The following is a 26,660-nucleotide window of genomic DNA, read 5'->3' on the forward strand; positions in this document are numbered from 1 at the left end:
GTTCCGGGGCCCTGCACTGTCCGGATTCCCGATCGAACACCTCGGGCTCGGCACGCATGCGTATGAGGCCTGGAGCCGCTCGCACGCACGGGGCGGCCGTTCCGGGCCGTGAGTGGTACGGCGACCTGGATCCGGCCGCTCTTGCCTGGCCTGCGCGTCTACTCCTCGTCGGCCTCTGCTCCGGCCTTCTCGCCGGCCTGCGCCGCGGCGTCGATGGCCGCGAGCGAGCGGCGTACCTGGTTGCGGTCCACCGTGTACCAGAAGTCGGGCATCGAGGCCCGCAGATAGCTGCCGTAGCGAGCCGTCGCGATGCGCGGGTCGAGGACAGCGACGACACCGCGGTCGCCCGTGGCCCGGACGAGCCGGCCCGCTCCCTGCGCCATCAGCAGGGCGGCGTGGGTCGCGGCGACGGCCATGAACCCGTTGCCTCCCGCGTCCTCCACGGCCTTCTGGCGGGCGCTCATCAGCGGGTCGTCGGGGCGCGGGAACGGGATCTTGTCCATGACGACCAGCTGGCAGCTGGCGCCCGGGACGTCCACGCCCTGCCAGAGCGACAGCGTGCCGAACAGGCAGGTCTTGGGGTCCGCTGCGAAGCCCTTGATCAGCTCCCCGAGGGTGTCCTCGCCCTGCAGCAGGATCGGGTACTCGGGGATGCGTGCGCGCAGCTCCTCGGCCGCGGCCTGGGCGGCCCGCATCGAGGAGAACAGGCCGAGCGTGCGGCCGCCGGCGGCCTGCATCAGCTCGGCCAGCTCGTCCATCATGTCGGTGCGCGTGCCCTCGCGCGCGGGCCGGGCCAGGTGCTTGGCGACGTAGAGGATGCCCTGCTTCGGGTAGTCGAAGGGCGAGCCGACGTCGAGGCCCTTCCACTCCGGCAGGTCGTCTCCGTGCGTGCCTTCCGGGGCCAGGCCGAGCGACGCCCCCACCCCGTTGAAATCACCGCCGAGCTTCAGGGTCGCCGAGGTCAGGACGACGGAGCGGTCGGTGAAGAGCTTCTCGCGGAGCAGCCCGGACACCGACATCGGGGCGACCCGCAGGGAGGCGCCGAAGCGCTCGTGGCGCTCGTACCAGACGACGTCCCACTCCGACCCGTTCGTGATCCGCTCCGAGACGTCGTGGATCGTCTCCACGGAGGCGAGTGCCTGCTTGCGCACCGCGTCCTCGTCCTGGACGGACTTGTCCCGCGTGGAACCGAGCGCCGTGATCACAGTGCGGGCGGCGTCGCGCAGTGCCATCAGGGCGTATCCGAGATCCTCAGGGATCTCCTCGAGGCGGCCCGGCAGCGCGAGCTCCATGAGCCGCTCGAAGCCCTCGGCAGCGGTCTGGAGCTGGTCGGCCGCCTTCTCGTTCACGAGCTTGGCGGCGCGGCGCACCGCGCGGTTGACCTGGCCCGGAGTGAGCTCTCCGGTCGCCACTCCTGTCACCCGGGAGACCAGCTCGTGGGCCTCGTCCACGATCAGCACCTCGTGCTGCGGCAGGACCGGCGCGCCCTCGATGGCGTCGATCGCGAGCAGCGCGTGGTTCGTGACGATGACGTCGGCCAGCTTGGCCCGCTCCCGGGCCATCTCGGCGAAGCATTCCTGGCCGTACGCGCACTTCGACGCGCCCAGGCACTCCCGCGAGGAGACGGAGACCTGGGACCAGGCCTTGTCGGAGACGCCGGGGGTCAGGTCGTCCCGGTCGCCCGTCTCCGTCTCGTCCGCCCAGTCCCGCATCCGCAGCAGGTCCTGGCCGAGCTTGCTGGTCGGAGCGGCCGCCTCGAACTGGTCGAAGAGGCCCTCCTCCTCTTCCTGCGGCACTCCTTCGTGAAGGCGGTGCAGGCACAGATAGTTCGACCGGCCCTTGAGCATCGCGAAGTTGGGTCGGCGCCGCAGCAGCGGGTGCAGGGACTCCACGGTGCGCGGCAGATCCCGCTCGACGAGCTGGCGCTGCAGCGCCAGTGTGGCCGTGGCGACCACCACGCGCTCCCCGTGGGCCAGCGCCGGCACGAGATAGCCGAGCGACTTTCCGGTACCGGTGCCGGCCTGGACCAGCAGATGGGAGCCGTCGTCGATCGCCTCGGCGACCGTCTCGGCCATGGTCACCTGGCCAGGGCGCTCCGTGCCGCCGACGGCGGTGACGGCGGCGTGCAGGAGCTCGGGGAGTGAGGGCTTCGTCATAGCTCGACCACCCTAAACGGCACCACTGACAATCCCGCGATCACGGTTGGTGCAGGGGGTTGGCCACGGTGCCGTGCACGGCGGCGTGCGGCCGGTGGGCGCGGTCGCGGTAGCCGTCCAGGTGCAGACGGTTGCGGTTGAGGCACAGCCGCTCGATACGGGGAGTGAGCAGGTCGAACATCTCGTACCGGTCCTTGAGCTCCGGGAAGCGCGCCTGATGGTGCAGGATCTCGGCCCGGACCAGCGACCAGAACGCGTGCTCGGGCACGCCCAGCTGCTCCTCGCACAGCGGCGCCAGGTAGCGGAAGACGCCCACGAAGAGTCCTGAGTGGATGAACTGTGTCAGGAAGTCGGGGTGCTCCGTGAGCAGGACCTCGCGTACGTCCTGAGGCATCGCCGCGTGCTCGGGCAGCGGCTCGGCACTGATGTTGACGTCGTCCACGAAGTCCTTGACCGCGAGGCGGACCGGGACGTCCTGTTCGTCGAACACGACGATGGCGTTCTCTCCATGGGGCGAGAAAACCGTGCCGTAGTGGTACAGGAAGCGCAGCAGGGGCGGCAGCAAGGCTGTGAAGAGCCGGGTCAGCCAGGTCTTGGGGTCGAGTCCTGAACGCTCCACCAGTTCGGCGACGAAGGCGCGCCCCTGGGGGTCGGTGTGCAACAAGGAGGCGAGCGTCCGGGCCCGCTCCCCCGCGGCCAGGTGGCGCGTCACCGGCTCGCGCCAGATTGCGCCCAGGAGCTCCTTGTACTGGTAGGGGACTTCGTCGAGCCGGTCGTACAAGGAGTGCTCGACGGTCACCGAGGCCACCTCGCCGAGCAGGATGACGCCGCACTCGTCCCTCAGGAAGGGGTCGGCGTCGCGCAGTGTCCGCATCCATGTGGTCACGGCCGGCGCCGCGACGGTGCGTTCCGTGGGGAGCCCGCGCCATACAAGGGTGTTGAGGATCGACAACGGCAGTTTCACCGTGAGCCGCTCGGGGCGGCTGGTGTTGAGGAAGGTACGGATGGATTGCTGCGGCAGTCGCAGGTCGCCGTCGCTCGGGAGCGGGACGATGGTGCCGTCGGCGACGGCGGGTGCGAAGAGCGGTAGGACGATGTCGTCCCACTGCCAGGGGTGGACGGGCAGGCAGAGGTAGTCGCCGGGGTCCAGGCCCCGGTCACGCAAGGTCCGGTCGAACAGTTCCCTTGTCGGTGCGTCCAGTTCGCGGGAGTAGAGGGAATCCGCCGATGCGAGTCCTGCCACGCCGCGATATGTGGCGAGGCTGGTGTGGACGGCGATCCAGGGGAGGGTCGTGGGGTGTCGGGCCTCGGGGGTCCAGCGGGCCGCGTCGGTGGCGGAGAAGCCGAGGCGGCCCTTGTTCAGGACGAGCCAGGGGTGACCGGTCTGATGCCCCTCGAGCTCGGCGTATCCGAGGTCGGCGAGCTGCGCGGCGCTGAGCGCGGTGTGGTCGAGGCGGGCGTCGGCGGCGAGGGTGACGGTCAGTTCGCGGATGAGGTGCCCGAGCGTGGTGCCGTCCAGACCGAGGAGGTCGCGGGCTCGGACGACGAAGTCCAACGGGTCGGTGGCGGGGCGCCCGGGCTCGCCCGTCGCCGAGTCCGTCGCATGGGACACCCAGGTCAGGGAATCCGGGTCGACCTGCCAACTGCCGTAGGCGCCGCGTCGGGCGCGGAAGTGGAGGATCGCGTCGTCACCTGACGTGGGACCGGCGGGCACGGTCAGGGCGTAGGGCTGGTGGCCGGTCTCCGCCGGGTCGGTGCGTTCACCGTCGGTGGGGTCACCGACGGTGGGGATGGTCTCGGTGGGTTCACCCTCGGTGGGGAGGGCCTCGGTGGAGGCGCTCGGCCCGAACGGCCGGGCGGGGCTGTCGACGGGTGTCGGGCTGAGGATCTCCTCGTAACTGAATTCGGCGATGAGCTTGGCGACCAGCCGCGCACCCGCCCGGCCCCAGTTCTCACGCGTCAGCTCGGGCGGGTCGTACAGCACGTGCGGCTCGGTGGAACTCGGGGCGTCGGACGGATTCGGCACGGGGACTCCTCGCGAGGGAACCGGATCGGGGTGAGCGGTGTACTAAAAGTGATCGGCTCGCAGCACGGAGCGCAGAGCTCGGTCACGGATCATGAGCGCGGCCCGTTTGTCCGACAGGTCGACCTCGGCGGAAAGACGGAAGCCGGCGCTCAGAAAGGCTGAGACGGAAGGGGTGTTGCGGATGTCGGGCTCTGCTACGACACGTGCGCAGGAGGGCCGGTGGTCGAGGATCAGGTCCGCGACCACCGTGAGCAGGGCTGTGCCGAGACCTCGCCCTCGGTCGGCGACCCCGCCGATGAGCAGATGGATACCGGTGTCGTGGGGACGGGCCGGGTAGTACCGGGCGAGCGGGTCCAGGTCGGCGCGGTAGATCTCCCAGTAGCTCATCGGGGTGCCGTCCAGGACGCCGAGGCAGGGGACGCTGCGGCCGTCGCCGCTGAGCTGCGGGCGCAGATGGTCCGCGGTGACCGTGTCCGGGCCCGCCAGTTCCCAGAAGGCCGACACGGCCGGGTCGTTCATCCATCGGCTGATGAGGTCCAGGTCCCGTTCGAGCCGTACCGGCACGAGTTGGAAGACACCTGCGGGTGTGGCGGCGGGGCCCCACTCCCCCACGTTGTCGAGCAGGTCGTGCTGGAGCGGCGGCAGCGGGTCCGGGCTCGACCGCTGCTCGCCGGCGGGCCGGGCCGCGGGCAGGGCGCTGTCCTGCTCGGCGATGAGTCCCAGCAGCTCGTCGGGGAGCCGCAGGTCCACGGTGTCCCGGCCGTCCTCGTCCTCCGCGCGGGATGCGGTGACGGCCGGATCGGCGGTGGGGGTGGTACCGGCGTCGGTGCTCGCATCGGTCGGGGGCACGGCGGGTTCCTCTCGGACAGTGAGTGGGGTGCGGGCTTCGGCCGCAGAAGAGCTGCTTCGCCGAGGCTGCATCCGGTGCCCCGAGTCTTCGGAGCACCGGGAGTTCTTCGGCGGAAGGAACGGAGACAGAGGACAGAGACAGAGGGATGGAGCGAGAGGGAGTGGGAGAGCGCTCGCGAAGGTGCGCCCCTCAGGAAAGGAGAGGGTTGGCGATGGTGACGTAGACGGATTGGGTGTCGACCGGGCCGACGAGCTCGTCGAGGCCGTGGAGCCGGGTGAGCAGGTTCGCCTTGCACCGCAGGGTGGTCGTCTCGAGCAGCCGGCTGGGGAGCGGGCTGCGCAAGCGGTCGGGTCCGGTGGCGACGCCTTCTAGGAATCGGCGGAAGGCCGCGAGCAACAGGCGTTCGTCCGCGAGCCGTTGGGAGCCGAAGGCCCCGATGAGACCGAGGACGTTGTTGATGCCGAGGTAGTAGGCGAAGCGCTCGTCGGTGACCTCGTCGGAGACGAAGGTGTCGCTGCGCTGCCCGATGCCGGGAAGCCTGCGGTCGAGCTCGACGCGCCGGGACTCTCGGAAGTAGTAGCCCTGGTTGTCGCGGTAGCGCCCGCCGGTCGGCCAGCCGTCGGGGTCCAGCAGGAGCACAGTGTTCTGTTGGTGGGCCTCGAGGGCAATGCCAGCCTCGCTGTCGAGCCAGAGCACAGGGCGCACGACATGTTCCAGGTAGCGCAGGAACCACTCGGTGGAGACGGCTCCAAGGGATCTGCCGGTGCGCGCCGCGAGGCCGGTGACGAGGTCGGCGAGGCGAGAGCTCAGCGGGTGGCCCTCGGACCGGTCTTCCACGCGGCCGGCCGGGAGACCGGCGGAGAGATCAGTGGACAGACCGGTAGAGAGAGGTGCGGAGGCACGGGTCGAAGGACGCGGGGAGACGAGGCCGGCGACGCAGCAGGCGTCGCCCGGGCCGAAGGGGTTGTTGCGGATCATCACGTCGAGTCCGGGCACGGGTGTGCCGGACGGCGCGTCGACGGCGAGCCAGGCCGGGTCTCTGACGATGTCGAAGCCGGGGTGCGCGGCACGCCATTGCGCGGCGAGTCCGGTGCGGAGGAGTCGATGGACCTCCACGCCCCTGTGGAGTTCCTTACGGAGGTTCTCCCTGCGGGAGTTGGTGATGCGCAGGCCGAGGGAGAGCTTGAGCATCGCCGGGGAGTCGGGGCGGTACAGGGTGCGGACGGAGGAGGTGGGATACCAGGCGTCACCGTTGGGGCCGAGGTCGCGCAGCAGGCCGGAGTCGAAAAGGGCTGTGGTGTCGGCGCGGTGCTGGAGCTCCCGTGCCTGCCAGGGGTGAACGGGCAATGCGGCCCAGCCCGCGGGCAGCGGCAGTTCGGTGCCGGCGAGTTGGGAGGTCAGGTCGGCTGCGGTGACAGGACGGCCGCGTTCGGTCCAGGCGGAGTCCTGGGCAAGGACGTCGGGTGAGACGGCGATCCAGTGGAGGGGGAAGGAGCCGCGCACTTCGGGTGAGTACAGGCGCCCTTCGGCTTCGGAGAGACCTTCGCGGCTCTTCGGGGTGGGGTGCAGGGGGTGTCCGAGAAGCAGTGACTGTTCGCCGGCGAGGAAGCGGTCCAGGACGTCGACGGGCCGGGCACGTCGGTCGGCGAGGAATTCGGCGGTGCGCCGGACCGAGTCGGCGACCCGGCCGACCAGGTCGCTGCCGTCACCGGGCGGTACGGGGCCGGGGTCGCCGGGGAGCAGGTCGGACGACGGGGCAGTCACGGGCTGCTCGGCGTGAAGAGAAGCTGCTCCGGACGCGCCCCCATCGGTTTCCGGCGTCGCCACCGACCCCGACGCGGACGCCGGCCCCGTCGCCGAGGTGACGACCTGCCCTGCCTGCGCTTCCGCACCGGCCGCCGTCTCGTCTCCGGAGTCGTCGGCCGTGGCGTCGATGGCGGAGCCTTCCGCGCCGGGCCCGGATTCACGGCTCAGCAGGGCGGCGAGGGTGACGGCGTCCGCGTACGGCGCGGAGCGGGGGCCGTTCTCCAGGCGGGGCAGGCCGAAGCGGTGCCAGCCGGTGGGTGACCAGTAGTGGACAGGGACGAGGAGTGCGGTGCCGCTCGCGGGCAGGGGGATGCGGAGCGGGCCGCGGGAAGGAGGGGCGATGTCGTTCTCACGGACCCAGCAGCGCAGCAGGTTCTCGATTGCGGCCGCCTGGGCGGCGGTTGCTGCGTCGGTGTGTTCCAGGAGGTCGGTGCCGCCGGAGGTGGTGCGCGGCCGGTCTCCGTCCTGGCCGTCGGCGGTCTTCTGGCGGGGCACGGTGTCCCGGGCCATGGCGTGGGGGGACTGGGTGTCGCAGGCGCCTGCGGAGGGTCGGGGACGGCCGTCGGAGGCGGGAGTCGCGTTCAAGGGGGCTTCCTCGCGTGGGGTGGTGGGCTCCGTGATGCGGTGGTCCGGTCGGTCCGGTGTGCCGATTCCGCGATGGGTCGAGGCAGGCCGTTGGGGGCTCGGCCGGCTCCGGCTAGGTGAGGTGCTGGGCTCGGGCGACGGCCGCGAAGGCGTCCGCGAGCCGGTCGATGACGGCAGCGGCCTGCTCATCGGTGATGGTCAGCGGCGGCAGGAGACGTACGACGCTGGAGTGCCGTCCGCCGAGTTCGACAATGAGTCCGCGTTCCAGACAGGCGTCGCGTACGGCGCCGGCGATGCCGGGTGCGGCCGGACGCGGCGCGCGGTGATTCGCGAAGAGCGGGTCCTCGGAGTGGTCGGGTCTGGAGGGGAACAGGTCGCCGTCGCGCAGTTCCTCGCCCCGCACCTCTCCGCCCCGCACATCGCGAGCCCGTCCGCCCTGTCCCCCCGCGCCACCGCCCTGCGCAGGAACGCCGGCGCCGCCCCGGTGGAGACTCCGGCCCTCGAGCCCATTCCTGGGCGCGGGCGCGGACAGGGACGCGGAGGCATGGGCGGAGGCCGAAGCAGAGGCAGGGCCGGACGCCGTCGGCCGGCCCGAGGAAGGGTCGGGGTCGACCAGTTCGACGCCGATCATGAGCCCCCGGCCGCGGACGTCACCGATGTACGGAAACTCCTTCGCCAAAGCGTTCAGTTGGTCGAGCATGCGGGCGCCGAGGGTGGCGGCGCGGGCGGCGAGGTCGTTCTCCCTGACGTAGGACAGGGTCGCGGCGCCTGCGGCCATCGCGAGTTGGTTGCCGCGGAAGGTGCCGGCGTGGGCACCCGGGGGCCAGACGTCCAGGTCGTCGCGGTAGACGATGACGGCAAGGGGGAGGCTGCCGCCGATCGCCTTGGACAGGACCATGACGTCGGGGACGACCCTGCTGTGGTCGACGGCCCAGAAGGCGCCGGTGCGGCCGACGCCCGTCTGCACCTCGTCGGCGATGAGGGGGATCGAGCGTTGCTCGGTGATGGCGCGCATGCGGCGCAGCCAGGAGTCGGGGGCCGGGATCACTCCGCCTTCGCCCTGTACGGGTTCGAGGATCATCCCAGCCGGCTGGGGCACTCCCGCTTTGGTGTCGTCGAGGAGCGACTCGGTCCAGTGGGCGGCGAGTTCGGCGCCGCGGGGGCCGCCGACGCCGAAGGGGCAGCGGTAGTCCTGGGGATAGGGCAGGCGCGTGACGCGGACGTCCGTCGCGCCGCCGGACGCGGCCAGCGCTCCCGCGGTCATCCCGTGGTAGGCGCCCGTGAAGGCGAGCAGGCCGGTGCGGCCGGTGGCGGCGCGGACGAGTTTGAGCGCGGCCTCCACGGCGTCCGTCCCCGCGGGGCCGCAGAACTGGATGCGGGCGCGGTCGGCGAGGCCGGGCGGCAGGGTGCGGAACAGTTCGGTGGTGAAGGCGTCCTTCACCGGGGTGGCCAGGTCGAGGACGTGCAGTGGGGCCCCGGAGTCGAGGACGCCGCGGATGGCTTCGAGCACCACGGGGTGGTTGTGGCCCAGGGCGAGCGTGCCGGCTCCGGAGAGGCAGTCCAGGTAGCGGCGGCCGTCGGCGCCCTCGATGGTGAGCCCCCGTGCCCGTACGGGCACGATCGGCAGCGCACGCGCGTAGGTGCGCGCGGCCGACTCCCGCGCGGACTGGCGGCGCAGGATTCCCTCGTGCTCGGTGGTGCCGCGCGCGGTTGCTCCGCGCGCCGCCGCGTCGTTCGGGGCGGCCGCCGGCACGGGCGAAGGATCGGTCACGGCCACGTCTGCTGGTCCTCCCGCTGGGCGTACGGCCGACACGGGTCGTCGGCTCACCTGTGGGCGGCACGCAGCGGTGCGCGCTTCCTGCGGCTGTCCGGGCGCCGGGCCGGGACGGACCGAGGGCTGCGCGCCGACTGCGAATCCCCCGTGCGTACCAACGACGGGAGGGCGCGAGGAACACGGGTCGCGCATCGACGAATGACGAGACCTTTGTCACGCCGCCGTCACGCGGCGTAGGGGGTGGCCCGCACACCACCCCTCGCCGCCGAACGACTCGCCCCGGCCTCCGCGCCCCTCGACGGTCAGCCGTGTACGGCTCGGGCTCCGTCCGCCTCGGTGCCGCTTTGGTGCCGCTCGGTCCCAGTTGGTCCTGTGCGAACGCGGGCCGACGGCCGCCGCCGGGGCCGTTCCGAGGTCGGGCCGGGGCGCGTCGGAGCGAGGGAAGCGCAGGCCACAGTGGGCGTGAGGGGCGGTTGAAGGGGGTGCTCGCCTTGTAGCCGAACCGTTGCGGATCCGTCGGTCGGCTCCGACGGCACCGGCATAGTGTGGGGTGCCGTTCGGGGAGGGACTCAAGGCGCCCGTCCCCCGCACGAGTACGGCAGTGCACGATGACGAAGCCCAGGGGGATTCACGACATGCGACCCACACGCCCGCTGTTCGCCGCTCGCCGCGCAGGGAGTGCGCGCGGGAGAACGACCCCCGTGGTGGCGGCTGTTGCGCTCGGCGCCGTCCTCACGCTGACCGCCACCGCGTGCGGTCCGACCGAGGACGACGCGAACAGCAAGCCGACGGCCGCCGCGCCCGCGGAGGGTGACGGCATCCAGGTTCCGGACGACATCAAGGACCGGCTCAAGGAGCACGGGATCGATCTGGACAAGTGGAAGGGCGGCGAGTGGAAGAACTGGGACAAGGACAAGTGGCTTCGTGAGGCGAAGGACTTCGTCAATCCCATCATCGACGGTCTGTGGGACTCGGACCGCATGCGGGACGCGGACAAGAACCCGGACCACGAGGTCGACGACAACGACATCTCGGGCGACCAGGGTGTGACCGACCCGACGCCGAAGCCGGTGCGGGCCGCCGCTGCCGCGACGCCGTACCACGACAGCGCTCCGTACGCGGGCAAGCTGTTCTTCGACGGGCCCGAGGGTTCGATGGTGTGCTCGGCCACGGTCGTGACCGACCCGGCGCACCCCGGCAAGTCGAACATGATCTGGACGGCCGGCCACTGCGTCCATGCGGGCAAGAACGGCGGCTGGTACCGGAACATCGCGTTCGTGCCCTCGTACAACAACGGCGGCAAGTCGGCGGACCAGCTGCAGGGTGCCGCCAAGAGCGAGGTCGCTCCGTACGGCGTGTGGTGGGGTTCCTGGGCGCAGACGTCCGACCAGTGGATCGAGCAGGGCGGTCCGACCGGTGGTGAGGGTGCTCCGTACGACTTCGCCGCGATCCACGTGACGCCGGAGAAGGGCAGCACGGGCAAGTCGCTGGAGGAGACGGTGGGTTCCGCGCTTCCGGTGAACTTCAACGCCCCGGCGGTGCCGGAGATCGCGCAGCTGACCGCGAAGGGCTACCCGGCGGCGCCGCCGTACGACGGCCAGAAGCTGTACCAGTGCGCCGACAAGCCGGGCCGGCTGTCGCTGAACGACACGGACCCGACGATGTACCGCATCGGCTGCACGATGACCGGTGGTTCGTCCGGTGGTGGCTGGGTCGGCCAGGGTTCCGACGGTAAGCCGGCGCTGGTGTCCAACACCTCGATCGGCCCGGTGACTTCGGGCTGGCTCGCCGGTCCGCGCCTGGGCAAGGAGGCCAAGGGGATCTACGACGCGGTGAGCAAGAAGTACGCCGGGCAGTAGCAGCCTTCCGGTTCGAGGTGGGCTACGGGCGGCGGTGAAAGCGCTGCCCGGGCCCGCCCCGGCCGGTTCGTCCGGCGGTTCGTCCGGCGGTTCGTCCGGATCTTCGGCGGGATCTTCGGCGGGAGTGGGGAAACCTTCACCACCCCGCTGCAGTTCGTCCTCGACCTCACAGGCATAGTGGGGTGCTGTGTCACAGCGGGTCCACAGGGACATGCGCTCCGCTCATGACACGCTCATGACAGTTTCGCGTCGACGGCGGTGTCGCGCCGCCGGGTCCGACGCACGTTTTCCACTCGGGGGTACTCGCACCATGCGTTCCATACGTCCGTCCGCCACGCGCGCGCGGGGGCGTCGCGGCGCTCTCGCCGTGACCGGACTCGCCGTGGTCCTGGCACTGACCGCCACGGCTTGCAACGACAGCAAGGATGACGCCGCGGGCGGCAAGCCCGCCGCCGGCGCGTCGCAGGGTTCCGACGGCGCCAAGCTGCCCGGGGACATCGCCGACCGGCTCAAGGAGCACGGCATCGACCCCGACAAGTGGAAGGACGGTGCCTGGAAGAACTGGAGCAAGGACGACTGGCTGCGCGAAGCCAAGGACTTCGTGAACCCGGTCATCGACGGGCTGTGGAAGCCGGAGCGGATGAAGTCCGCGAAGGATCCGAACAAGACGATCGCGGCGAAGGACTACGCCGACGACCAGGGCGTCTCCGACCCCGACCCGTCCCCGGTGCAGGCCCGTCCGGAGAAGACGCCGTACCACGAGAACGCCGCGCCGGTCGGCAAGGTCTTCTTCGACTCCCCCGAGGGCTCAATGGTCTGCTCGGGCACGGTCGTCAAGGACCCGCGCAACCCGGGCCGTTCGAACCTGGTGTGGACCGCGGGCCACTGCGTGCACGCCGGTTCGGCGGGCGGCTGGTACCGCAACATCATGTTCGTGCCGTCCTACAACGACATGGGCAAGTCCGCCGACGCCCTGCGCAACGCGACGCAGCAGGAAATCGCCCCGTACGGCTCGTACTGGGCGGACTGGGCGTCGACCTCGAACGAGTGGATCAACGGCGGCGGTCCGACCGGCGGCGAGGGCGCCCCGTACGACTTCGCGGTGCTGCACGTGAAGCCCGAGCAGGGCACCAAGTCCCTGGAGGAGACGGTCGGGAACGCGCTCGACGTCGACTTCACCAAGCCGTCCGTGCAGTCGGTCGGTTCGATGGGCGCCTGGGGCTACCCGGCCGCGCCGCCGTACGACGGTCTGCTGATGCACAAGTGCCTCGACCGTCCGGGCCGGCTGTCGCTCGAGCCGACGCTGCCGACGATGTACCGCATCGGCTGCACGATGACGGGCGGCTCCTCCGGCGGTGGCTGGTTCCGCGTCCGCGGCGGCAAGACGGTCCTGGTGTCGAACACCTCGATCGGCCCGGCGGACAACACGTGGCTGGCCGGACCGCAGCTCGGTGACGAGGCCAAGCAGGTCTTCGACACCATGAGCGAGAAGTACGGCAGCCAGTAGCGAGCGGTACGGCAGCCGGTCGGGCAGTGACGGCCGACCGGCTGGCGTACGACTTCCGACACAGAAAGGAGGGCCCGCCCCGAGCGCATCGGGGCGGGCCCTCCTTTCTGTCGTGCCGGCGTGCGGGACGGCCGCGTCAGCTCGCGATCGCCGCCGGAGCGTACGGCGCGAGCTCGGCCGCGAGCTCCTCGTGGACGCGTGCCTTGAGGAGCGTGCCCTCCGGGGTGTGCTCCTCGGAGATCACGTCACCGTCCGAGTGGGCCCGCGCCACCAGCTGGCCGTGGGTGTACGGCACGAGTGCCTCGACCTCGACCTCGGGACGCGGCAGCTCGGCGTCGATGAGCGCGAGCAGCTCCTCCATGCCGGCGCCCGTGCGGGCGGAGACGGCGATCGAGTGCTTCTCGACGCGCATCAGGCGCTGGAGCACCAGCGGGTCCGCGGCGTCCGCCTTGTTGATCACCACGATCTCGGGGACCTCGGTGGCCCCGACGTCACGGATGACCTCGCGCACGGCGGCGAGCTGCTCCTCCGGCGCCGGGTGCGAACCGTCGACCACGTGGAGGATCAGGTCGGAGTCGCCGACCTCCTCCATCGTGGAGCGGAACGCCTCGACAAGGTGGTGCGGCAGATGCCGGACGAAACCGACCGTGTCGGCCAGCGTGTACAGCCGGCCGCTCGGGGTCTCGGCCCTGCGGACGGTCGGGTCCAGGGTGGCGAACAGTGCGTTCTCCACCAGGACGCCCGCGCCCGTCAGGCGGTTGAGCAGGGACGACTTGCCCGCGTTCGTGTAGCCGGCGATGGCGACCGAGGGCACCTTGTTGCGCTTGCGCTCCTGGCGCTTGATGTCGCGGCCCGTCTTCATCTCCGCGATCTCACGGCGCATCTTCGCCATCTTCTCGCGGATCCGTCGCCGGTCCGTCTCGATCTTGGTCTCACCGGGACCACGGGTGGCCATCCCGCCACCGCCGCCGCCACCCATCTGCCGGGACAGCGACTGACCCCAGCCGCGCAGTCGCGGCAGCATGTACTGCATCTGCGCGAGAGCGACCTGCGCCTTGCCCTCTCGGGACTTGGCGTGCTGGGCGAAGATGTCGAGGATCAGGGCGGTCCGGTCGACCACCTTGACCTTGACGACGTCCTCGAGGTGGATGAGCTGGCCGGGGCTGAGCTCACCGTCGCACACGACGGTGTCGGCTCCGGTCTCGAGCACGATGTCGCGCAGTTCGAGCGCCTTGCCCGAGCCGATGTACGTGGCCGCGTCGGGCTTGTCCCGGCGCTGCACCACACCGTCGAGCACGAGCGCGCCCGCCGTCTCGGCGAGGGCGGCCAACTCCGCGAGGGAGTTCTCCGCGTCCTGAACCGTTCCCGATGTCCACACACCGACGAGCACCACACGCTCCAGGCGGAGCTGTCGGTACTCGACCTCGGTGACGTCCTCGAGCTCGGTGGAGAGGCCCGCGACGCGGCGCAGGGCCGCACGCTCGGAGCGGTCGAACTGCTCGCCGTCCCGATCTCCGTCGATCTCGTGGCTCCAGGCGACGTCCTCTTCCATCAGGGCATCGGCCCGAAGACCTTCGGGGTAGTTCTGCGCGAGGCTCTGCGCTTCCTGGGAAGGGGAAGAAGAGGAGGTCATTGGATCCTTACGTCTGTGGGATTTCGGAACATCGTGACGGAGACCAGCCTCCGTCACCTGTGACAACGCTCGGCCCGGCCCCAGGATTCCCGGTGGCCCGCCAGCCGCTCCGCGCCGTCGACCTGAAGATGTTCGCACGGAACGGGGCGTCTCGTCATCAGGGTTTTTCCCCGGTGTGCCGGGCCGAAGCCTACTTCTCCGCCGTCTTCACCGGCTCGACCTTCCAGTCCGGGTGTCCGGGCATGGGCGGCGTCTTCTTCCCGTACAGCCAGGCGTCGAAGAAGCCGTTCAGGTCGCGTCCGGCGATCTGCGAGGCGAGTGCGACGAAGTCGGCGGTCGTGGCCGTGCCGTCGCGATGCGTGCTCACCCACTGCCGCTCCAGGTTCTCGAAGGCCTCCTTGCCGATCTCCTCCCGCAGCGCGTACAGGACGAGGGCGGCGCCGTCGTAGACGACCGGCCGGAAGATGCTGATCTTCTCGCCCGGCGCGGGGCTCTTCGGGGCGGCCGGCGGCCCTCCGTCGGCGCGCATGGCGTCCGACGCCCCGTAGGCGGCGCGCATCCGCTTCTCCATCGGGCGGTCGCCCTTCTCCTGCGCGTACAGCTCCTCGTACCAGGTGGCGTGCCCCTCGTTGAGCCACACGTCGGACCAGGTGCGCGGGCTGACGCTGTCGCCGAACCACTGGTGGGCCAGCTCGTGGACCATGACCGACTCGACGTACCACCTCGGGTACTCGGAGCGGGTGAAGAGGTCGCGCTCGAAGAGGGAGAGCGTCTGGGTCTCGAGTTCGAATCCGGTGGTGGCGTCGGCGATGACCAGCCCGTAGTTCTCGAACGGGTAGCGGCCGACCTTGCTCTCCATCCAGGCGATCTGCGCGGGCGTCTCGGCGAGCCAGGGATCAAGCGTCTTCACGTCCTCGGTGCGCACGACGTCGCGCACCTCCAGGCCGTGCGGGCCCTCGCGGCGCAGGACGGACGAGCGGCCGATGGAGACCTGGGCCAGCTCCGTGGCCATGGGGTGTTCCGTGCGGTAGGTCCAGTCGGTGGTGTCCCCCGCGCGCGTGGTGCTCACGGACCGCCCGTTGGCGACGGCGGTCAGCTCCTTGGGCGTACGGACGTGGAACGTGAAGTACGCCTTGTCCGACGGGTGGTCGTTGCACGGGAAGACCCGGTGCGCGGCGTCCGCCTGGTTGGCCATCGCGAGGCCGTCCTTGGTGCGCACCCAGCCGATCTCCTCCTTGCCGGGCACGGGGTCGCTGGTGTGCTCCACGGTGATGTGCAGCGGCTCCCCCTGTACGACGGACCGCGTCGGCGTCACGACCAGGTCCTCGCCCTTCGTCGTGAAGTCCGCGCGCAGGCCGTTGACCTTCACGGAGTGCACCGTGCCGTGCGAGAAGTCGAGGTTGATCCGGTCGAGCATGGACGTCGCCTGCGCGTCGATCTTGGTGACGGCGTCGAGCGGCTTGCTGTTGTCGCCCTGGTAGGTGAAGGCGATGTCGTACGACTGGACGTCGTAGCCGGGGTTGCCGAGGTGCGGGAAGAGGCGGTCGCCCACGCCGAGCGGGGTCGCGGACTGCGGCGCGGCGGCGGCGAGCACGGCGAGGGAGACACCGGCGGCGAGCAGTGCGGCGGTGCGGGGCGTTCGGGAGCTGAGCAGCATCCCCTACGGCTATCAGCGCGCGCCCCGAAGGCCCGGACGGCACGCGCCGGACCACCCGAACGAGACCCCGGGTTCGCTCAGTGCGCCCCGGCGGCGGCGTGCCGGGCGCGGTCCACGTCGTACACGCCCGGCACGTTGCGCATCGCCCGCATCAGGTTCTGGAGGCGGTCCGCGTCCGGGAGTTGGAGGGTGTAGGTGTGGCGGACGCGGCCCTGGTCGGGCGGGTCGACGGTCGCCGAGATGATGGCGACGCCCTCGAGCGCTATGGCTTCGGTGAGATCGGCGAGGAGGTGCGGGCGGCTGAAGGACTCGGCGATCAGCGTGACGCGGTACTCGGCGGTCTCGGCGTCGGCCCAGCGCACGCCGATCTCCGCGCGCCCCGCCGCTTTCATGCGCGCCACGCCGGAACACTCGACGCGGTGCACGGTGACGACGCCGCCGCGCACCGCGAAGGCGGTGATCTCGTCGGGCGGTACGGGCGTGCAGCAGCCCGCGAGGCGCACGCCGGCGCCGGGCTGGTCCACCACCGCGTTCGCCGCGGCGGGGCGGGCCGAGGGGCCGCTGTAGGCGGCCCGCGGCTCCGGTTCCGGCTCGGGGGCGCGGGGGCCCTCGGGGTGCGCGGTGAGCCAGCGGCGGATGGCGATGCGGGCGGCCGGGGTCTTGGCGTGGTCCAGCCAGTCGCGGGACGGCTCGGAGGCCGCGTCCTGGTCCATGAGGAGCTGCACGGTGTCGCCGTCGGAGAGGACGGTGCCGAGCGCGGCGAGGCGTCCGTTGACCCGCGCGCCGATGCAGGCGTGGGCGTCCTCCCCGTACTGCGCGTACGCGGCGTCGATGCAGCTGGCGCCCGCGGGCAGCCCGATGGTGCCGCCGTCGGGCCGGAACACGGTGATCTCGCGGTCCTGGGCCAGGTCCTCGCGCAGCGTCGACCAGAACGTGTCGGTGTCGGGCGCGGACTGCTGCCAGTCGAGGAGGCGGGAGAGCCAGCCGGGGCGGGTGGGGTCGGAGCGCTCGCCGACGGTGTCCAGGTGCTCCTCGCCGGAGGGCGTGTAGGGATTGCCGAGGGCGACGACGCCGGCCTCGGCCACCTTGTGCATCTGGTGCGTGCGGATGAGGACTTCGGCGACCTCGCCGTCGGCGCGGGCCACGGCGGTGTGCAGCGACTGGTACAGGTTGAACTTGGGGACGGCGATGAAGTCCTTGAACTCCGAGACGACCGGCGTGAAGCAGGTGTGCAGCTCGCCCAGCACGCCGTAGCAGTCCGCGTCCTCGGAGACGAGGACGAGCAGGCGCCCGAAGTCGGCGCCGCGCAGCTCGCCGCGCTTGCGCCGCACGCGGTGCACGGAGACGAAGTGCCGGGGCCGGATGAGGACTTCGGCGGTGATGCCCGCCTCGCGCAGCACGCCGCGCACCTCTTCGGCGATCTCGTCGAGGGGGTGCTCCGTGCGGGCCGCGTTCGCCGCGATGAGCTCCCTGGTCTGTTTGTACTCCTCGGGGTGAAGGATCGCGAAGACGAGGTCTTCCAGCTCGGTCTTGAGCGCCTGGACGCCGAGGCGCTCGGCGAGCGGGATCAGGACGTCCCGCGTGACCTTGGCGATCCGTTCCTGCTTCTCCTGGCGCATGACGCCGAGGGTACGCATGTTGTGCAGACGGTCGGCGAGTTTGATCGACATGACGCGCACGTCGTTGCCCGTGGCGACGAGCATCTTGCGGAAGGTCTCGGGCTCGGCCGCGGCCCCGTAGTCGACCTTCTCCAGTTTGGTGACGCCGTCGACCAGATAGGCGACTTCCTCGCCGAACTCGGTGCGCACCTGGTCGAGGGTGACCTCGGTGTCCTCGACCGTGTCGTGGAGCAGGGAGGCGGTCAGGGTGGTGGCCTCGGCGCCCAGCTCGGCCAGGATCAGCGTGACGGCGAGCGGGTGCGTGATGTACGGCTCGCCGCTCTTGCGCATCTGACCGCGGTGCGAGGACTCGGCGAGCACGTAGGCGCGGCGCAGCGGCTCCAGGTCGGAGTCCGGGTAGTGCGCGCGGTGGGCCTCGACGACGTGGCTGATCGCGTCCGGGAGCCGGTCGCGGGTCGCGGAGCCGAGCAGCGCGGCCCGGCCGAGGCGGCGCAGGTCGATCCGTGGGCGGGCACGCCTGCGAGGTGCTTCGGGCGTGATCGGCCCGGGCGTCGCGGGGTTGGTCGCCTCCGCACTCATGAGCACCTCCGGCTTGATCGACCGGCGGCGGGCTGGCGGGGGCACCCGTCCGGACCGGTGCTTGATGCTACCGAGCCCATCACGTGGCGCAGTCCCCCTCTCGCCCAGCGTGAAACGGATCACCCATTCGAGCGAAGGCTTACGGGTTTACGGTTTCGATCGCCGCGAACCAGTCCGCGTCGATCTCACCTTCGGCCACGATGACCGCGGGCCCGGTCATCTCGATCTCCCCGTCCGCCCGCTCGGTGATGCTGAGCCGGCCGCCGGGCAGGTCGATCTCGTACGTCACCGGGGTGCCGTCGGCCACGGGGTCGTGACCGTCGCGGCGGGCCGTGGCGACGGCCACCGCGCAGGCTCCGGTGCCGCAGGACCGCGTCTCGCCGACGCCACGCTCGTGCACGCGCATGGCGACGTGGCGCGGGCCGCGGTCCACGACGAATTCCACGTTCACCCCCTGCGGGTAGGCGCTCGCCGGGGTGAACGGGGGCGCGTCGTAAAGGGTGCCCGCCTGGGCGAGGTCCTCGACGAAGGCGACCGCGTGCGGGTTGCCCATGTTCACGTTCCGGGCGGGCCAGGAGCGGTCGTCCACGGACACGGTGACGTCGCCCTCGGGGAGCGTCGCGCGGCCCATGCCGACCGTGACGAGGCCTTCCTTGTCGATGTGGACCGCCTTCACGCCGCCGCGGGTGGCCACCGCCACATCGCCCTCGGCGACGAGACCGGCGTGCTGGAGGTAGCGGGCGAAGACCCGTACGCCGTTGCCGCACATCTCGGCGACGGAGCCGTCCGCGTTGCGATAGTCCATGAACCACTCGGCCTCTTCGGCCATGTGCCGCGCGTCGGGGTGCGCGGCGGAGCGCACGACGTGCAGGAGGCCGTCGCCGCCGATGCCCGCCCTGCGGTCGCAGAGCGCGGCCACGGCGGACGGCGGGAGCGCCACCGCGTTCTCCGCGTCCGGGATGATCACGAAGTCGTTCTCGGTTCCGTGACCCTTGAGGAAAGTGGTCATCTCTCGATCGTACGGGGTCAGCGCGCCGGGGGTGAGCGGGGGCCGTGTGCGGCCGGTCACCGCAGGCGGGCGACGCGCCAGACGGCCAGCACGGCGACGGACGCCACGACGACCACGTAGGCGCCCACGACGCGCCAGTCCGGTCTGCGGCCGGAGCCGCGCGGCGGAAGGCCGGGCATGGTGTAGCCGACGCGACGGGCGGCCATCATGCCCCAGCCGGCGGCGCAGGAGCTGATCAGCAGCCCGAGCATCGCGACCACGGCGCCGCCGTCGCCGAACTCGAAGAACAGGGGGAAGGCGAACATCAGGGAGCCGAGCGTCGCCAGCATGACGATGGGCGCGAGCTGCCAGATGCGGAGCCTGCGCTGCGGGCGGAGCTCGACCTCGACCTCCGCCGCCTCGTCCTGCGCGGCGATCTCCTCGGCGGTCGGCCCGTCGGCGATCACGCCGTCCGGGGTCGCCTCAGGACCGTCAGGGCTCAACTGATCCCCGCCTGGTGCGGTGTCACGAGGGCTGGCCTCCATCGCCACGCGCCCTCCCACTCCGGACTCCACTGGTCGATCGATGGTCGATGATGGCACGCCCGGAGTGGCCGGGATGACCGCCCGGGCGTCCCGATGCCATCACGTGATCAGGCTGTAACCGGTCGTTCGATCAACGTCATTGCCCGGGCCGGGAGTTCCCCGCGGTCCGCGACGGCTCCGCTGAGCCAGTGGACGCGGGGATCGCGGCGGAACCAGGAGTCCTGGCGGCGCGCGAAGCGCTTGGTGGCGCGCACGGTCTCGGCGCGCGCCTCGTCCTCGGTGCAGTCTCCGGAGAGCGCCGTCAGTACCTGCTGGTAGCCGAGGGCCCGGGAGGCCGTGACGCCCTCGCGCAGGCCCTGGTCGGCGAGGGTGCGGACCTCGTCGACGAGTCCGGCCTCCCACATGCGGTCCACGCGCGTGGCGATGCGTTCGTCGAGCTCGGGGCGGGCGACGTCCACACCGATCTGCAGGGTGTCGTACACGGAGTCGTGACCCGGCAGGTTGGCCGTGAAGGGCTTGCCGGTGATCTCGATGACCTCCAGGGCGCGCACGATGCGCCGCCCGTTGCTCGGCAGGATGGCGGCGCCGGCCTCCGGGTCGGCGGCGGCGAGCCGCGCGTGCAGGGCGCCGGGGCCGCGCAGTGCGAGCTCCTCCTCCAGGCGGGCGCGCACCTCGGGGTCGGTGCCGGGGAACTCCATCTTGTCGATCGCGCCGCGTACATAGAGGCCCGAGCCGCCCACCAGGACGGGCCAGCGGCCCTCGGCGAGGAGGCGGTCGATCTCGGCGCGGGCGAGCTTCTGGTACTCGGCGACGCTGGCCGTCACGGTGACGTCCCAGATGTCGAGCAGGTGGTGCGGGACTCCTTCGCGCTCCTCGGGCGTCAGCTTGGCGGTACCGATGTCCATCCCCCGGTACAGCTGCATGGAGTCGGCGTTGACGACCTCGCCGCCGAGTTCCTTGGCGAGGAAGACACCGAGATCTGACTTTCCGGCGGCGGTCGGCCCGACGACGGCGATGACCCGCGGGGCGGGAGCTGCGCTACTCACCGTCCCAGTCTCGCAAACCTTCTTGCCGCTTCTCGAACGAGCTACGTGACGAGCCCGGTGCGGGGTCGTTGCCTGTTGCGAGGTTCCAGCCGCCGGTTTCGAGGACCGGCGACCCGGGCGGCGCAATGGGACGCACCGGGCAGGGCGGGATTTCGCCCGCACGAGTACCGTATGGAGTTGAAATGGGCGTTTTTGCCATGTTCCGCCGGAAGGCCAAGGACAGCGAGGAGGCGTCGTCGGCCGAGACCGAGGCCGCCGTCGTGACGGCCGACGCCGAGCCCGAGGCCACGGAGGCCGAGGGCGACCCGGCGCCGGCCCCCGCGGAGGCGGAGGGGTCCGCACATGCCCCGGAGACGGACGAGCCGGCGGCTCCCGCCGCGACCGACGCGGTGGAGATCCCGAAGCAGCAGTCCGCGGAGCAGGCGGCCGACAGCGAGGCCGGCGAGGGCGCCCGCCAGTAGCACCTGCCGCGCACGCCCGTCCGGGCGTGGGACATCCGCGAGGAAAGTGAGATCCATGGGCTTCCTGGACCAGCTCAAAGCCAAGTTCGGCCCCGCCAAGGACAAGGCCTCCGGCCTCGCGCAGCAGCACGGGGACAAGATCGACCAGGGCCTCGACAAGGCCGCCGACATGGTCGACAAGAGGACCAAGGGCAAGTACAGCGACAAGATCCAGCAGGGCACGGCGAAGGCCAAGGACGCCGTGGACCGGATGTCCGAGTCCCCCGACCGGGGGGCCCAGGGCAAGGGGGGCGACGGCACCCCGCCGACCCCGCCTCCGGCCTCCTGACGCCACGCGCGTCACCTCGTGCGGACGGCCGCGAAGCCATCGGGCTTCGCGGCCGTCGCCGTGTGCACACCATCTGTCTAGACGTACGGGCGCCTTCGCCTTGTAGACGCGTGCGCGCCTTGTAGTCGCGTGCGCGCCTAATAGACGCCTGCCCGCCTTGTAGACGCCTGCGCGTCCTGTGGGCCGAGTGCAAGGGCCCACCAGTAGGCTTCCCAGAAGGCGCCGCTACGTCCAGGAGGCCACGAAGTAGCCGACCCCGTACGGCGCGTCCTCGTAGAGGAGTCGGGCCGTGCCGGGCTCCTTGTCCCAGGCTCCGAGGAGGATCTGCCACGGGCCCCGGCCGGAGATCTTCAGGGCACGGGCGAGATCCGCGTCCAGGTTCGGGAAGCGGCCCTCGTCGTCCAGGTCGCGCAGCGCGGCGGCGATCTCCGCGTCGACGCCTTCGGCGCGCTCGTCCAGGTAGCCGGGCGCCTTCACGGTGCGGCAGGCGCTGCCGTCGCCCATCACGAGGAGGCCGACGCGGTCCGCGTACCCGGCGATGTGGACGCCGTCCTCGCCGTTGACCGGCCAGGAGCGGTCGTCCGTGACCTCGTAGCCGCGCACCGGGCCGTCCCAGCCCGCGCGGGCGAGCAGCCAGGCGCCGACGGCGAGGGAGGGCGGCAGCTCGGCCTCCGCCTCGGTCTCCCGCTCCTCCGCGGGGGCGGTGCCGAGGGTCACGTCGAGGTCGACGCCGAAGGGGCGGAACGAGCCGCGGGCGCCGGCCGCGTGGTGCGCGTTGCGCGCCCCCTGGCCGACGACCACGATCAGCTCCGGGCGGGCCGCGATCATCGCTCCGATCGCCTCGTCGCACGCCGCGCGGGCGGCGTCCAGCTCGGGGGCGGCACCCGCCGCCACCTCGGGCACGAGCAGCGGGGGGCAGGGGCACACGGCGGCAGCGACAAGCATGATCGGCAGCCTACTGCGCGGGCCGACGCCCGTGACCGGGGGCCGCCGGTCGCACGCGCGGCGACGCAGCGGGCCCCGGGCGGCCGGCCGCGTCAGTCGACGGCGCAGCCTCCGGTGGCCGCCGGCAGCGGCTCCGGGACGCCGATCTTCGGCAGGCCGAGCATGACGCCCTGCGCCTTGTCCCGCGTCTCCTGGGTGCGCTTCTCCCAGGCGTCGCCCGCGCGGGTGCGGCGCACGCTCTGGACGGCGCCCTCGGCGAGCAGGTGGTGCGGGGCGGCGTAGGTGATCTCCACGGTGACCACGTCACCGGGGCGGACCTCCTCGTCCGGCTTCGTGAAGTGCACCAGGCGGTTGTCGGGGGCGCGGCCGGACAGGCGGTGGGTGGCGCCGTCCTTGCGGCCCTCGCCCTCGGCGACCATGAGCTCCAGGGTGCGGCCGACCTGCTTCTTGTTCTCCTCCCAGGAGATCTCCTCCTGGAGAGCGACCAGACGTTCGTAGCGCGCCTGCACGACCTCCTTGGGGATCTGGTTCTCCATGGTGGCGGCGGGGGTCCCGGGACGCTTGGAGTACTGGAAGGTGAAGGCCTGGGAGAAGCGGGCCTCGCGCACGGCGTGCATCGTCTGCTCGAAGTCCTCCTCGGTCTCGCCGGGGAAGCCCACGATGATGTCGGTCGTGATGGCGGCGTGCGGGATGGCGGCGCGGACCTTGTCGATGATGCCGAGGAAGCGCTCCTGGCGGTACGAGCGGCGCATCGCCTTGAGGACCGTGTCCGAGCCCGACTGCATCGGCATGTGGAGCTGCGGCATCACGTTGGGCGTCTCGGCCATGGCGGCGATCACGTCGTCGGTGAAGTCGCGCGGGTGCGGGGACGTGAAGCGGACCCGCTCCAGGCCCTCGATCCGGCCACAGGCGCGCAGCAGCTTGCTGAAGGCCTCGCGGTCGCCGATGTCGCTCCCGTACGCGTTCACGTTCTGGCCGAGCAGCGTGATCTCGGAGACGCCCTCGCCGACGAGGGCCTCGATCTCGGCGAGGATGTCGCCGGTCCTGCGGTCCTTCTCCTTGCCGCGCAGCGCCGGGACGATGCAGAAGGTGCAGGTGTTGTTGCAGCCGACGGAGATCGACACCCAGGCCGCGTACGCGCTCTCGCGGCGGGTCGGCAGCGTCGACGGGAAGGCCTCGAGCGACTCCGCGATCTCGACCTGCGCCTCTTCCTGGACGCGGGCGCGCTCCAGGAGGACGGGCAGCTTGCCGATGTTGTGCGTGCCGAAGACGACGTCCACCCAGGGCGCCTTCTTGACGATGGTGTCGCGGTCCTTCTGAGCGAGGCAGCCGCCCACGGCGATCTGCATCCCGGGGCGCGAGGCCTTGCGGGGGGCGAGCCGGCCGAGGTTGCCGTAGAGCCTGTTGTCCGCGTTCTCCCGCACCGCGCAGGTGTTGAACACCACGACGTCGGCGTCGCCGTCGGAGCCCTCGGGGGCGCGGACGTATCCGGCGCCCTCCAGGAGGCCCGAGAGGCGCTCGGAGTCGTGGACGTTCATCTGGCACCCGTAGGTGCGTACTTCGTACGTCTTGGGGGGATTGGGAGAACGATCGTCCACGGCGGACGGACGCGGGTCGCTGCTGCTCATACGGACAAGGGTATGGGGTTCGCGGGGGCGCCCCGTGCCGCCTCCTCCCGTCACGCCCGGCATCCGGCGGCGGGCGGGCCGTGACGTGCGCCGTCAACCCTGGTCAGCCCCCGCCCCCACCTGGCAGGATCGCGCCCATGCCGCTCACCGCCCTCCGCCGCCTGCGCCCGGCCCGCCGCCACGTCCTGCGGGGATCCGTGGCCGGGCTCGTGGTGGTGGGGCTGCTGTTGTGGTGGCTGCTGCCGCTGGAGGACGAGGCGCCGAGCGGGCAGGTGACGTTCAGCACCGGCGCCCCGACGGGCGTCTACGAGAAGTACGGGAACCTGCTGAAGACCGCCATGGCGCGTGATCTGCCCCGCGTCGACGTGCGGCTCGACGGCAGCGAGGGCTCCTGGGACAACGTACGGCGGGTGGCGACCGGCAAGGCCGACTTCACGATCGCCGCCGCGGACGCGGTCGCCAAGTACCAGCTCGAGGGCCGGCCCGGCGCCGAGCAGCTGCGCGCCTGCGCCCGCCTCTACGACGACTACATGCAGCTGGTCGTGCCCCGCTCGTCCAAGATCAGGTCGGTGGCCGATCTGCGCGGCAAGCGGGTCGCCGTGGGCGGGAGCGCGTCCGGCGTGCGGCTGATCGCGAACCGGATCCTGCTGGCGGCGGACCTGGACCCGCAGAAGGACATCGTCCCGGTCGGCCTCGGGATAGACACCATGCCGACCGCTCTGCAGGCCGGCCAGATCGACGCCTTCTTCTGGTCGGGCGGCCTGACGACGCAGCACGTGCGCACGCTGTCGGAGCAGTTCCCGATCCGTCTCGTCGAGCTCGGCAGCCTCATCGACGAGCTGCACGCCCAGGGCGGCTCCTCGCGCTACTACAGGGCTGCCACGATGCCGGCCGACGCCTATCCGCACGCCCAGCACGGCAAGGCGGTCAATACGCTGGCCGTGGCGAACCTGCTGGTCACGACGGAGCGGATCGATCCGGAGATGGCGGAGGCGGTGACCCGAACGGTCATCGACAGCCGGGACCACATCGGCGCGCGGGTGCACGCGGCGCAGCTCGTCGACCTGCGCACCGCGATCTACACCGATCCGCTCACCCTGGACGAGGGCGCGCGGCGCTACTACCGCTCGGTCAAACCCTGAGCCCTGAGACCGCTGAGTCCAGCCGCTGAGCCCGAGCCCTGCCCTCAGCGTTCAGCCCCCAGCTCTGGCTACCGCTCGGCCAGGTCCTGCTCGGCGTCCGCCCCCGCGCCCTGACGCGGCAGCGGCGCGGCCCTCGGCACCCGGAGCGTCACGCGCAGCCCGTGCGGTTCGTGATGGGCGTACGCGATCGAGCCGCCGCCCGCGGTGAGCAGGGCGCGGGAGATCGACAGGCCGAGGCCGGAGCCCTTCACGTTCTGGTGGCGGCCGCTGCGCCAGAAGCGGTCGCCGATGCGGGCGAGCTCCTCGTCGCGCAGGCCGGGGCCGCCGTCGGTGACCTCGACGGCGGTGGTCTCGCCGCCCGCGACGACCGTGACCGTGACCTGCTCGCCCTCGGGCGTGAACTTGAGCGCGTTGTCCACCACGGCGTCCAGGGCGCTGGACAGGGCGATCGGGTCGGCCCAGCCGGTGACGGCGGGGCAGTGCGCGACCAGGCGTACGCCCTTGTCGTCGGCCGTGAGCCGCCAGGCCTCGACGCGCTCGGCGGCGAGCGCCCCGATGTCGGTCAGCTGGAGGTCGGCGCCGGCGTGCTCGGCCAGGGCGAGGTCGAGCAGGTCGTCGAGGACGCGGGCCAGGCGCTTGCCCTCGGCCTGAACGGATGCGATCTCCTCATTTCCCTCCGGCAGTTCGTAGGACAGGACCTCGATGCGCAGCAGCAGGGCGGCGAGCGGGTTGCGCAGTTGGTGCGAGGCGTCGGCGACGAAGGCGCGCTGCTGCTCCAGCACGTCCTCGACGTTGTCGGCCATCTCGTTGAACGACCGGGCCAGGCGTCTGAGTTCCGGCGGGCCGCCGGCGGCCGCGACCCGTGATTTCAGCCGGCCCGTGGCGATGTCGTGGGTGGTGGCGTCCAGGACCCGTACGGGCCGCAGCACCCAGCCGGTGAGGCGCAGCGCGGCGCCCACCGCGAGCAGCATCGCGGCGACCTCGCCCGCCGCGATGATCAGCCAGCCGCGCAGGGTCTTGGCGCGCATCGCGCCGGTGGGCGAGTCGGTGACGACGACGGCGACGACGTCACCGTCGCGGATGACCGGGGAGGCCACCACGAGGCGTCCGTGCCGCCAGGGCCAGACCTGGGACGGGTCGTGGCTGCGGCGCGAGTACAGGGCCTCGTCGAACGCCTCGCGCAGGGCGCCTCCCGCGGGCACTCCGAAGGCGCGCGGCGAGCGGGCCATCGGCACGTGGTCGCGGAAGAAGACGCCCGCCTTGATCCCGTAGACGGTGTAGTAGCGGTCGAGTTCCTTCTGGAGGGTCTGGCGGCGCTCGTCGGGGGCCTGTGCGCCGTTCTCGCCGGGCCGTGTCGTGACGAACTGGGCGAGCGAGGCGAAGCGGGCGGTGTCGTCGATGCGGTCGACGACGACCTTCTGCTGCTCGGCGGAGGCCACGCTCACGGCGAGCGGGAAGCCGAGCGCGAGCAGGACGCCCGCCATGAGGACGATGAGCAGCGGAAGCAGACGGGCGCGCACCCGGGG

19 protein-coding genes are annotated in these 26,660 nt (G+C 71.6%); 5 read left to right on the forward strand and 14 right to left on the reverse strand.

Annotation, left to right across the window (positions count from 1 at the left end; translation table 11 throughout):
• Positions 1–158 precede the first annotated feature (158 nt).
• The 5 genes from IAG42_RS08705 to IAG42_RS08725 all read right to left on the reverse strand — a co-directional run bounded on the left by IAG42_RS08705 (position 159) and on the right by IAG42_RS08725 (position 9,200).
• On the reverse strand, positions 159–2,156 hold the full coding sequence (locus tag IAG42_RS08705; RefSeq protein ID WP_188336453.1) for an ATP-dependent DNA helicase: 1,998 nt from the start codon (positions 2,154–2,156) through the stop codon (positions 159–161).
• 40 nt (positions 2,157–2,196) lie between these two features.
• Positions 2,197–4,182, reverse strand: coding sequence for an IucA/IucC family protein (locus tag IAG42_RS08710; protein WP_188336454.1), 1,986 nt, complete (start codon positions 4,180–4,182; stop codon positions 2,197–2,199).
• Between the two features lie 42 nt (positions 4,183–4,224).
• Positions 4,225–5,031: a GNAT family N-acetyltransferase gene (locus tag IAG42_RS08715; RefSeq protein WP_188336455.1), complete on the reverse strand. Its 807-nt coding sequence runs from the start codon at positions 5,029–5,031 to the stop codon at positions 4,225–4,227.
• Between the two features lie 190 nt (positions 5,032–5,221).
• Positions 5,222–7,423, reverse strand: a complete 2,202-nt coding sequence (locus IAG42_RS08720; protein WP_394811200.1) for an IucA/IucC family protein — start codon at positions 7,421–7,423, stop codon at positions 5,222–5,224.
• Positions 7,424–7,535: 112 nt separating this feature from the next.
• Entirely contained in the window at positions 7,536–9,200 is a 1,665-nt protein-coding gene (locus IAG42_RS08725) for a diaminobutyrate--2-oxoglutarate transaminase family protein (protein WP_188336456.1), read from the reverse strand.
• Between the two features lie 632 nt (positions 9,201–9,832).
• Between IAG42_RS08725 and IAG42_RS08730 the strand changes: the two genes are divergently transcribed.
• Positions 9,833–11,056 (forward strand): trypsin-like serine peptidase, encoded by a 1,224-nt coding sequence (locus tag IAG42_RS08730; RefSeq protein WP_188336457.1) that lies wholly within the window; start codon positions 9,833–9,835, stop codon positions 11,054–11,056.
• Positions 11,057–11,366: 310 nt separating this feature from the next.
• Complete coding sequence (locus IAG42_RS08735; RefSeq protein ID WP_188336458.1) at positions 11,367–12,563, forward strand: trypsin-like serine peptidase; 1,197 nt, start codon at positions 11,367–11,369, stop codon at positions 12,561–12,563.
• Between the two features lie 136 nt (positions 12,564–12,699).
• On the opposite strand, the gene hflX is transcribed toward IAG42_RS08735, so the two are convergent.
• The 6 genes from hflX to miaA all read right to left on the reverse strand — a co-directional run bounded on the left by hflX (position 12,700) and on the right by miaA (position 20,630).
• Positions 12,700–14,196 (reverse strand): GTPase HflX, encoded by a 1,497-nt coding sequence (gene hflX / locus IAG42_RS08740; RefSeq protein ID WP_188336459.1) that lies wholly within the window; start codon positions 14,194–14,196, stop codon positions 12,700–12,702.
• A 190-nt stretch (positions 14,197–14,386) separates the two neighbouring features.
• Positions 14,387–15,853 (reverse strand): M1 family metallopeptidase, encoded by a 1,467-nt coding sequence (locus IAG42_RS08745; protein WP_188336460.1) that lies wholly within the window; start codon positions 15,851–15,853, stop codon positions 14,387–14,389.
• 77 nt (positions 15,854–15,930) lie between these two features.
• On the reverse strand, positions 15,931–18,051 hold the full coding sequence (locus tag IAG42_RS08750) for a RelA/SpoT family protein (RefSeq protein ID WP_188336461.1): 2,121 nt from the start codon (positions 18,049–18,051) through the stop codon (positions 15,931–15,933).
• A gap of 139 nt (positions 18,052–18,190) precedes the next feature.
• The gene (dapF, locus tag IAG42_RS08755) at positions 18,191–19,060 is read right to left on the reverse strand and encodes a diaminopimelate epimerase (protein ID WP_188336462.1); all 870 of its coding nucleotides are present in this window, start codon (positions 19,058–19,060) and stop codon (positions 18,191–18,193) included.
• Positions 19,061–19,116: 56 nt separating this feature from the next.
• The gene (locus IAG42_RS08760; RefSeq protein WP_223205912.1) at positions 19,117–19,584 is read right to left on the reverse strand and encodes a hypothetical protein; all 468 of its coding nucleotides are present in this window, start codon (positions 19,582–19,584) and stop codon (positions 19,117–19,119) included.
• 107 nt (positions 19,585–19,691) lie between these two features.
• Positions 19,692–20,630, reverse strand: a complete 939-nt coding sequence (gene miaA / locus IAG42_RS08765; RefSeq protein WP_188336464.1) for a tRNA (adenosine(37)-N6)-dimethylallyltransferase MiaA — start codon at positions 20,628–20,630, stop codon at positions 19,692–19,694.
• 182 nt (positions 20,631–20,812) lie between these two features.
• Here miaA and IAG42_RS08770 point away from each other — a divergent pair, with 182 nt between their 5' ends.
• Together IAG42_RS08770 and IAG42_RS08775 are read left to right on the forward strand one after the other, a co-directional pair.
• Complete coding sequence (locus IAG42_RS08770; protein WP_188336465.1) at positions 20,813–21,091, forward strand: hypothetical protein; 279 nt, start codon at positions 20,813–20,815, stop codon at positions 21,089–21,091.
• Between the two features lie 55 nt (positions 21,092–21,146).
• A complete protein-coding gene (locus IAG42_RS08775; RefSeq protein WP_188336466.1) occupies positions 21,147–21,419 on the forward strand; it encodes an antitoxin in 273 nt (90 codons plus the stop codon).
• Between the two features lie 225 nt (positions 21,420–21,644).
• Here IAG42_RS08775 and IAG42_RS08780 read toward each other — a convergent pair whose 3' ends face one another.
• Together IAG42_RS08780 and miaB are read right to left on the reverse strand one after the other, a co-directional pair.
• Positions 21,645–22,364, reverse strand: a complete 720-nt coding sequence (locus IAG42_RS08780; protein WP_188336467.1) for a class III extradiol dioxygenase subunit B-like domain-containing protein — start codon at positions 22,362–22,364, stop codon at positions 21,645–21,647.
• Positions 22,365–22,456: 92 nt separating this feature from the next.
• Positions 22,457–23,992 carry a tRNA (N6-isopentenyl adenosine(37)-C2)-methylthiotransferase MiaB gene (gene miaB / locus IAG42_RS08785; RefSeq protein WP_188336468.1) on the reverse strand — a complete coding sequence of 512 codons (1,536 nt, stop codon included), beginning with the start codon at positions 23,990–23,992 and terminating at the stop codon, positions 22,457–22,459.
• A 137-nt stretch (positions 23,993–24,129) separates the two neighbouring features.
• Between miaB and IAG42_RS08790 the strand changes: the two genes are divergently transcribed.
• On the forward strand, positions 24,130–25,134 hold the full coding sequence (locus tag IAG42_RS08790; protein ID WP_188336469.1) for a TAXI family TRAP transporter solute-binding subunit: 1,005 nt from the start codon (positions 24,130–24,132) through the stop codon (positions 25,132–25,134).
• Between the two features lie 68 nt (positions 25,135–25,202).
• On the opposite strand, the gene IAG42_RS08795 is transcribed toward IAG42_RS08790, so the two are convergent.
• A complete protein-coding gene (locus tag IAG42_RS08795) occupies positions 25,203–26,654 on the reverse strand; it encodes a sensor histidine kinase (RefSeq protein ID WP_188336470.1) in 1,452 nt (483 codons plus the stop codon).
• Positions 26,655–26,660 lie beyond the last annotated feature (6 nt).

Source organism: Streptomyces xanthii (assembly GCF_014621695.1).
Lineage (GTDB): Bacteria > Actinomycetota > Actinomycetes > Streptomycetales > Streptomycetaceae > Streptomyces > Streptomyces xanthii.

Coding starts and splice junctions, on each gene's coding strand:
- IAG42_RS08760 (WP_223205912.1), bottom strand. CDS start 19,584: ATGGAGGCCAGCCCTCGTGACACCGCACCAGGCGGGGATCAGTTGAGC.
- IAG42_RS08745 (WP_188336460.1), bottom strand. CDS start 15,853: ATGCTGCTCAGCTCCCGAACGCCCCGCACCGCCGCACTGCTCGCCGCC.
- IAG42_RS08770 (WP_188336465.1), top strand. CDS start 20,813: ATGGGCGTTTTTGCCATGTTCCGCCGGAAGGCCAAGGACAGCGAGGAG.
- IAG42_RS08750 (WP_188336461.1), bottom strand. CDS start 18,051: ATGAGTGCGGAGGCGACCAACCCCGCGACGCCCGGGCCGATCACGCCC.
- miaB (WP_188336468.1), bottom strand. CDS start 23,992: ATGAGCAGCAGCGACCCGCGTCCGTCCGCCGTGGACGATCGTTCTCCC.
- IAG42_RS08730 (WP_188336457.1), top strand. CDS start 9,833: ATGCGACCCACACGCCCGCTGTTCGCCGCTCGCCGCGCAGGGAGTGCG.
- IAG42_RS08790 (WP_188336469.1), top strand. CDS start 24,130: ATGCCGCTCACCGCCCTCCGCCGCCTGCGCCCGGCCCGCCGCCACGTC.
- IAG42_RS08735 (WP_188336458.1), top strand. CDS start 11,367: ATGCGTTCCATACGTCCGTCCGCCACGCGCGCGCGGGGGCGTCGCGGC.
- IAG42_RS08775 (WP_188336466.1), top strand. CDS start 21,147: ATGGGCTTCCTGGACCAGCTCAAAGCCAAGTTCGGCCCCGCCAAGGAC.
- hflX (WP_188336459.1), bottom strand. CDS start 14,196: ATGACCTCCTCTTCTTCCCCTTCCCAGGAAGCGCAGAGCCTCGCGCAG.
- IAG42_RS08780 (WP_188336467.1), bottom strand. CDS start 22,364: ATGCTTGTCGCTGCCGCCGTGTGCCCCTGCCCCCCGCTGCTCGTGCCC.
- IAG42_RS08705 (WP_188336453.1), bottom strand. CDS start 2,156: ATGACGAAGCCCTCACTCCCCGAGCTCCTGCACGCCGCCGTCACCGCC.
- dapF (WP_188336462.1), bottom strand. CDS start 19,060: ATGACCACTTTCCTCAAGGGTCACGGAACCGAGAACGACTTCGTGATC.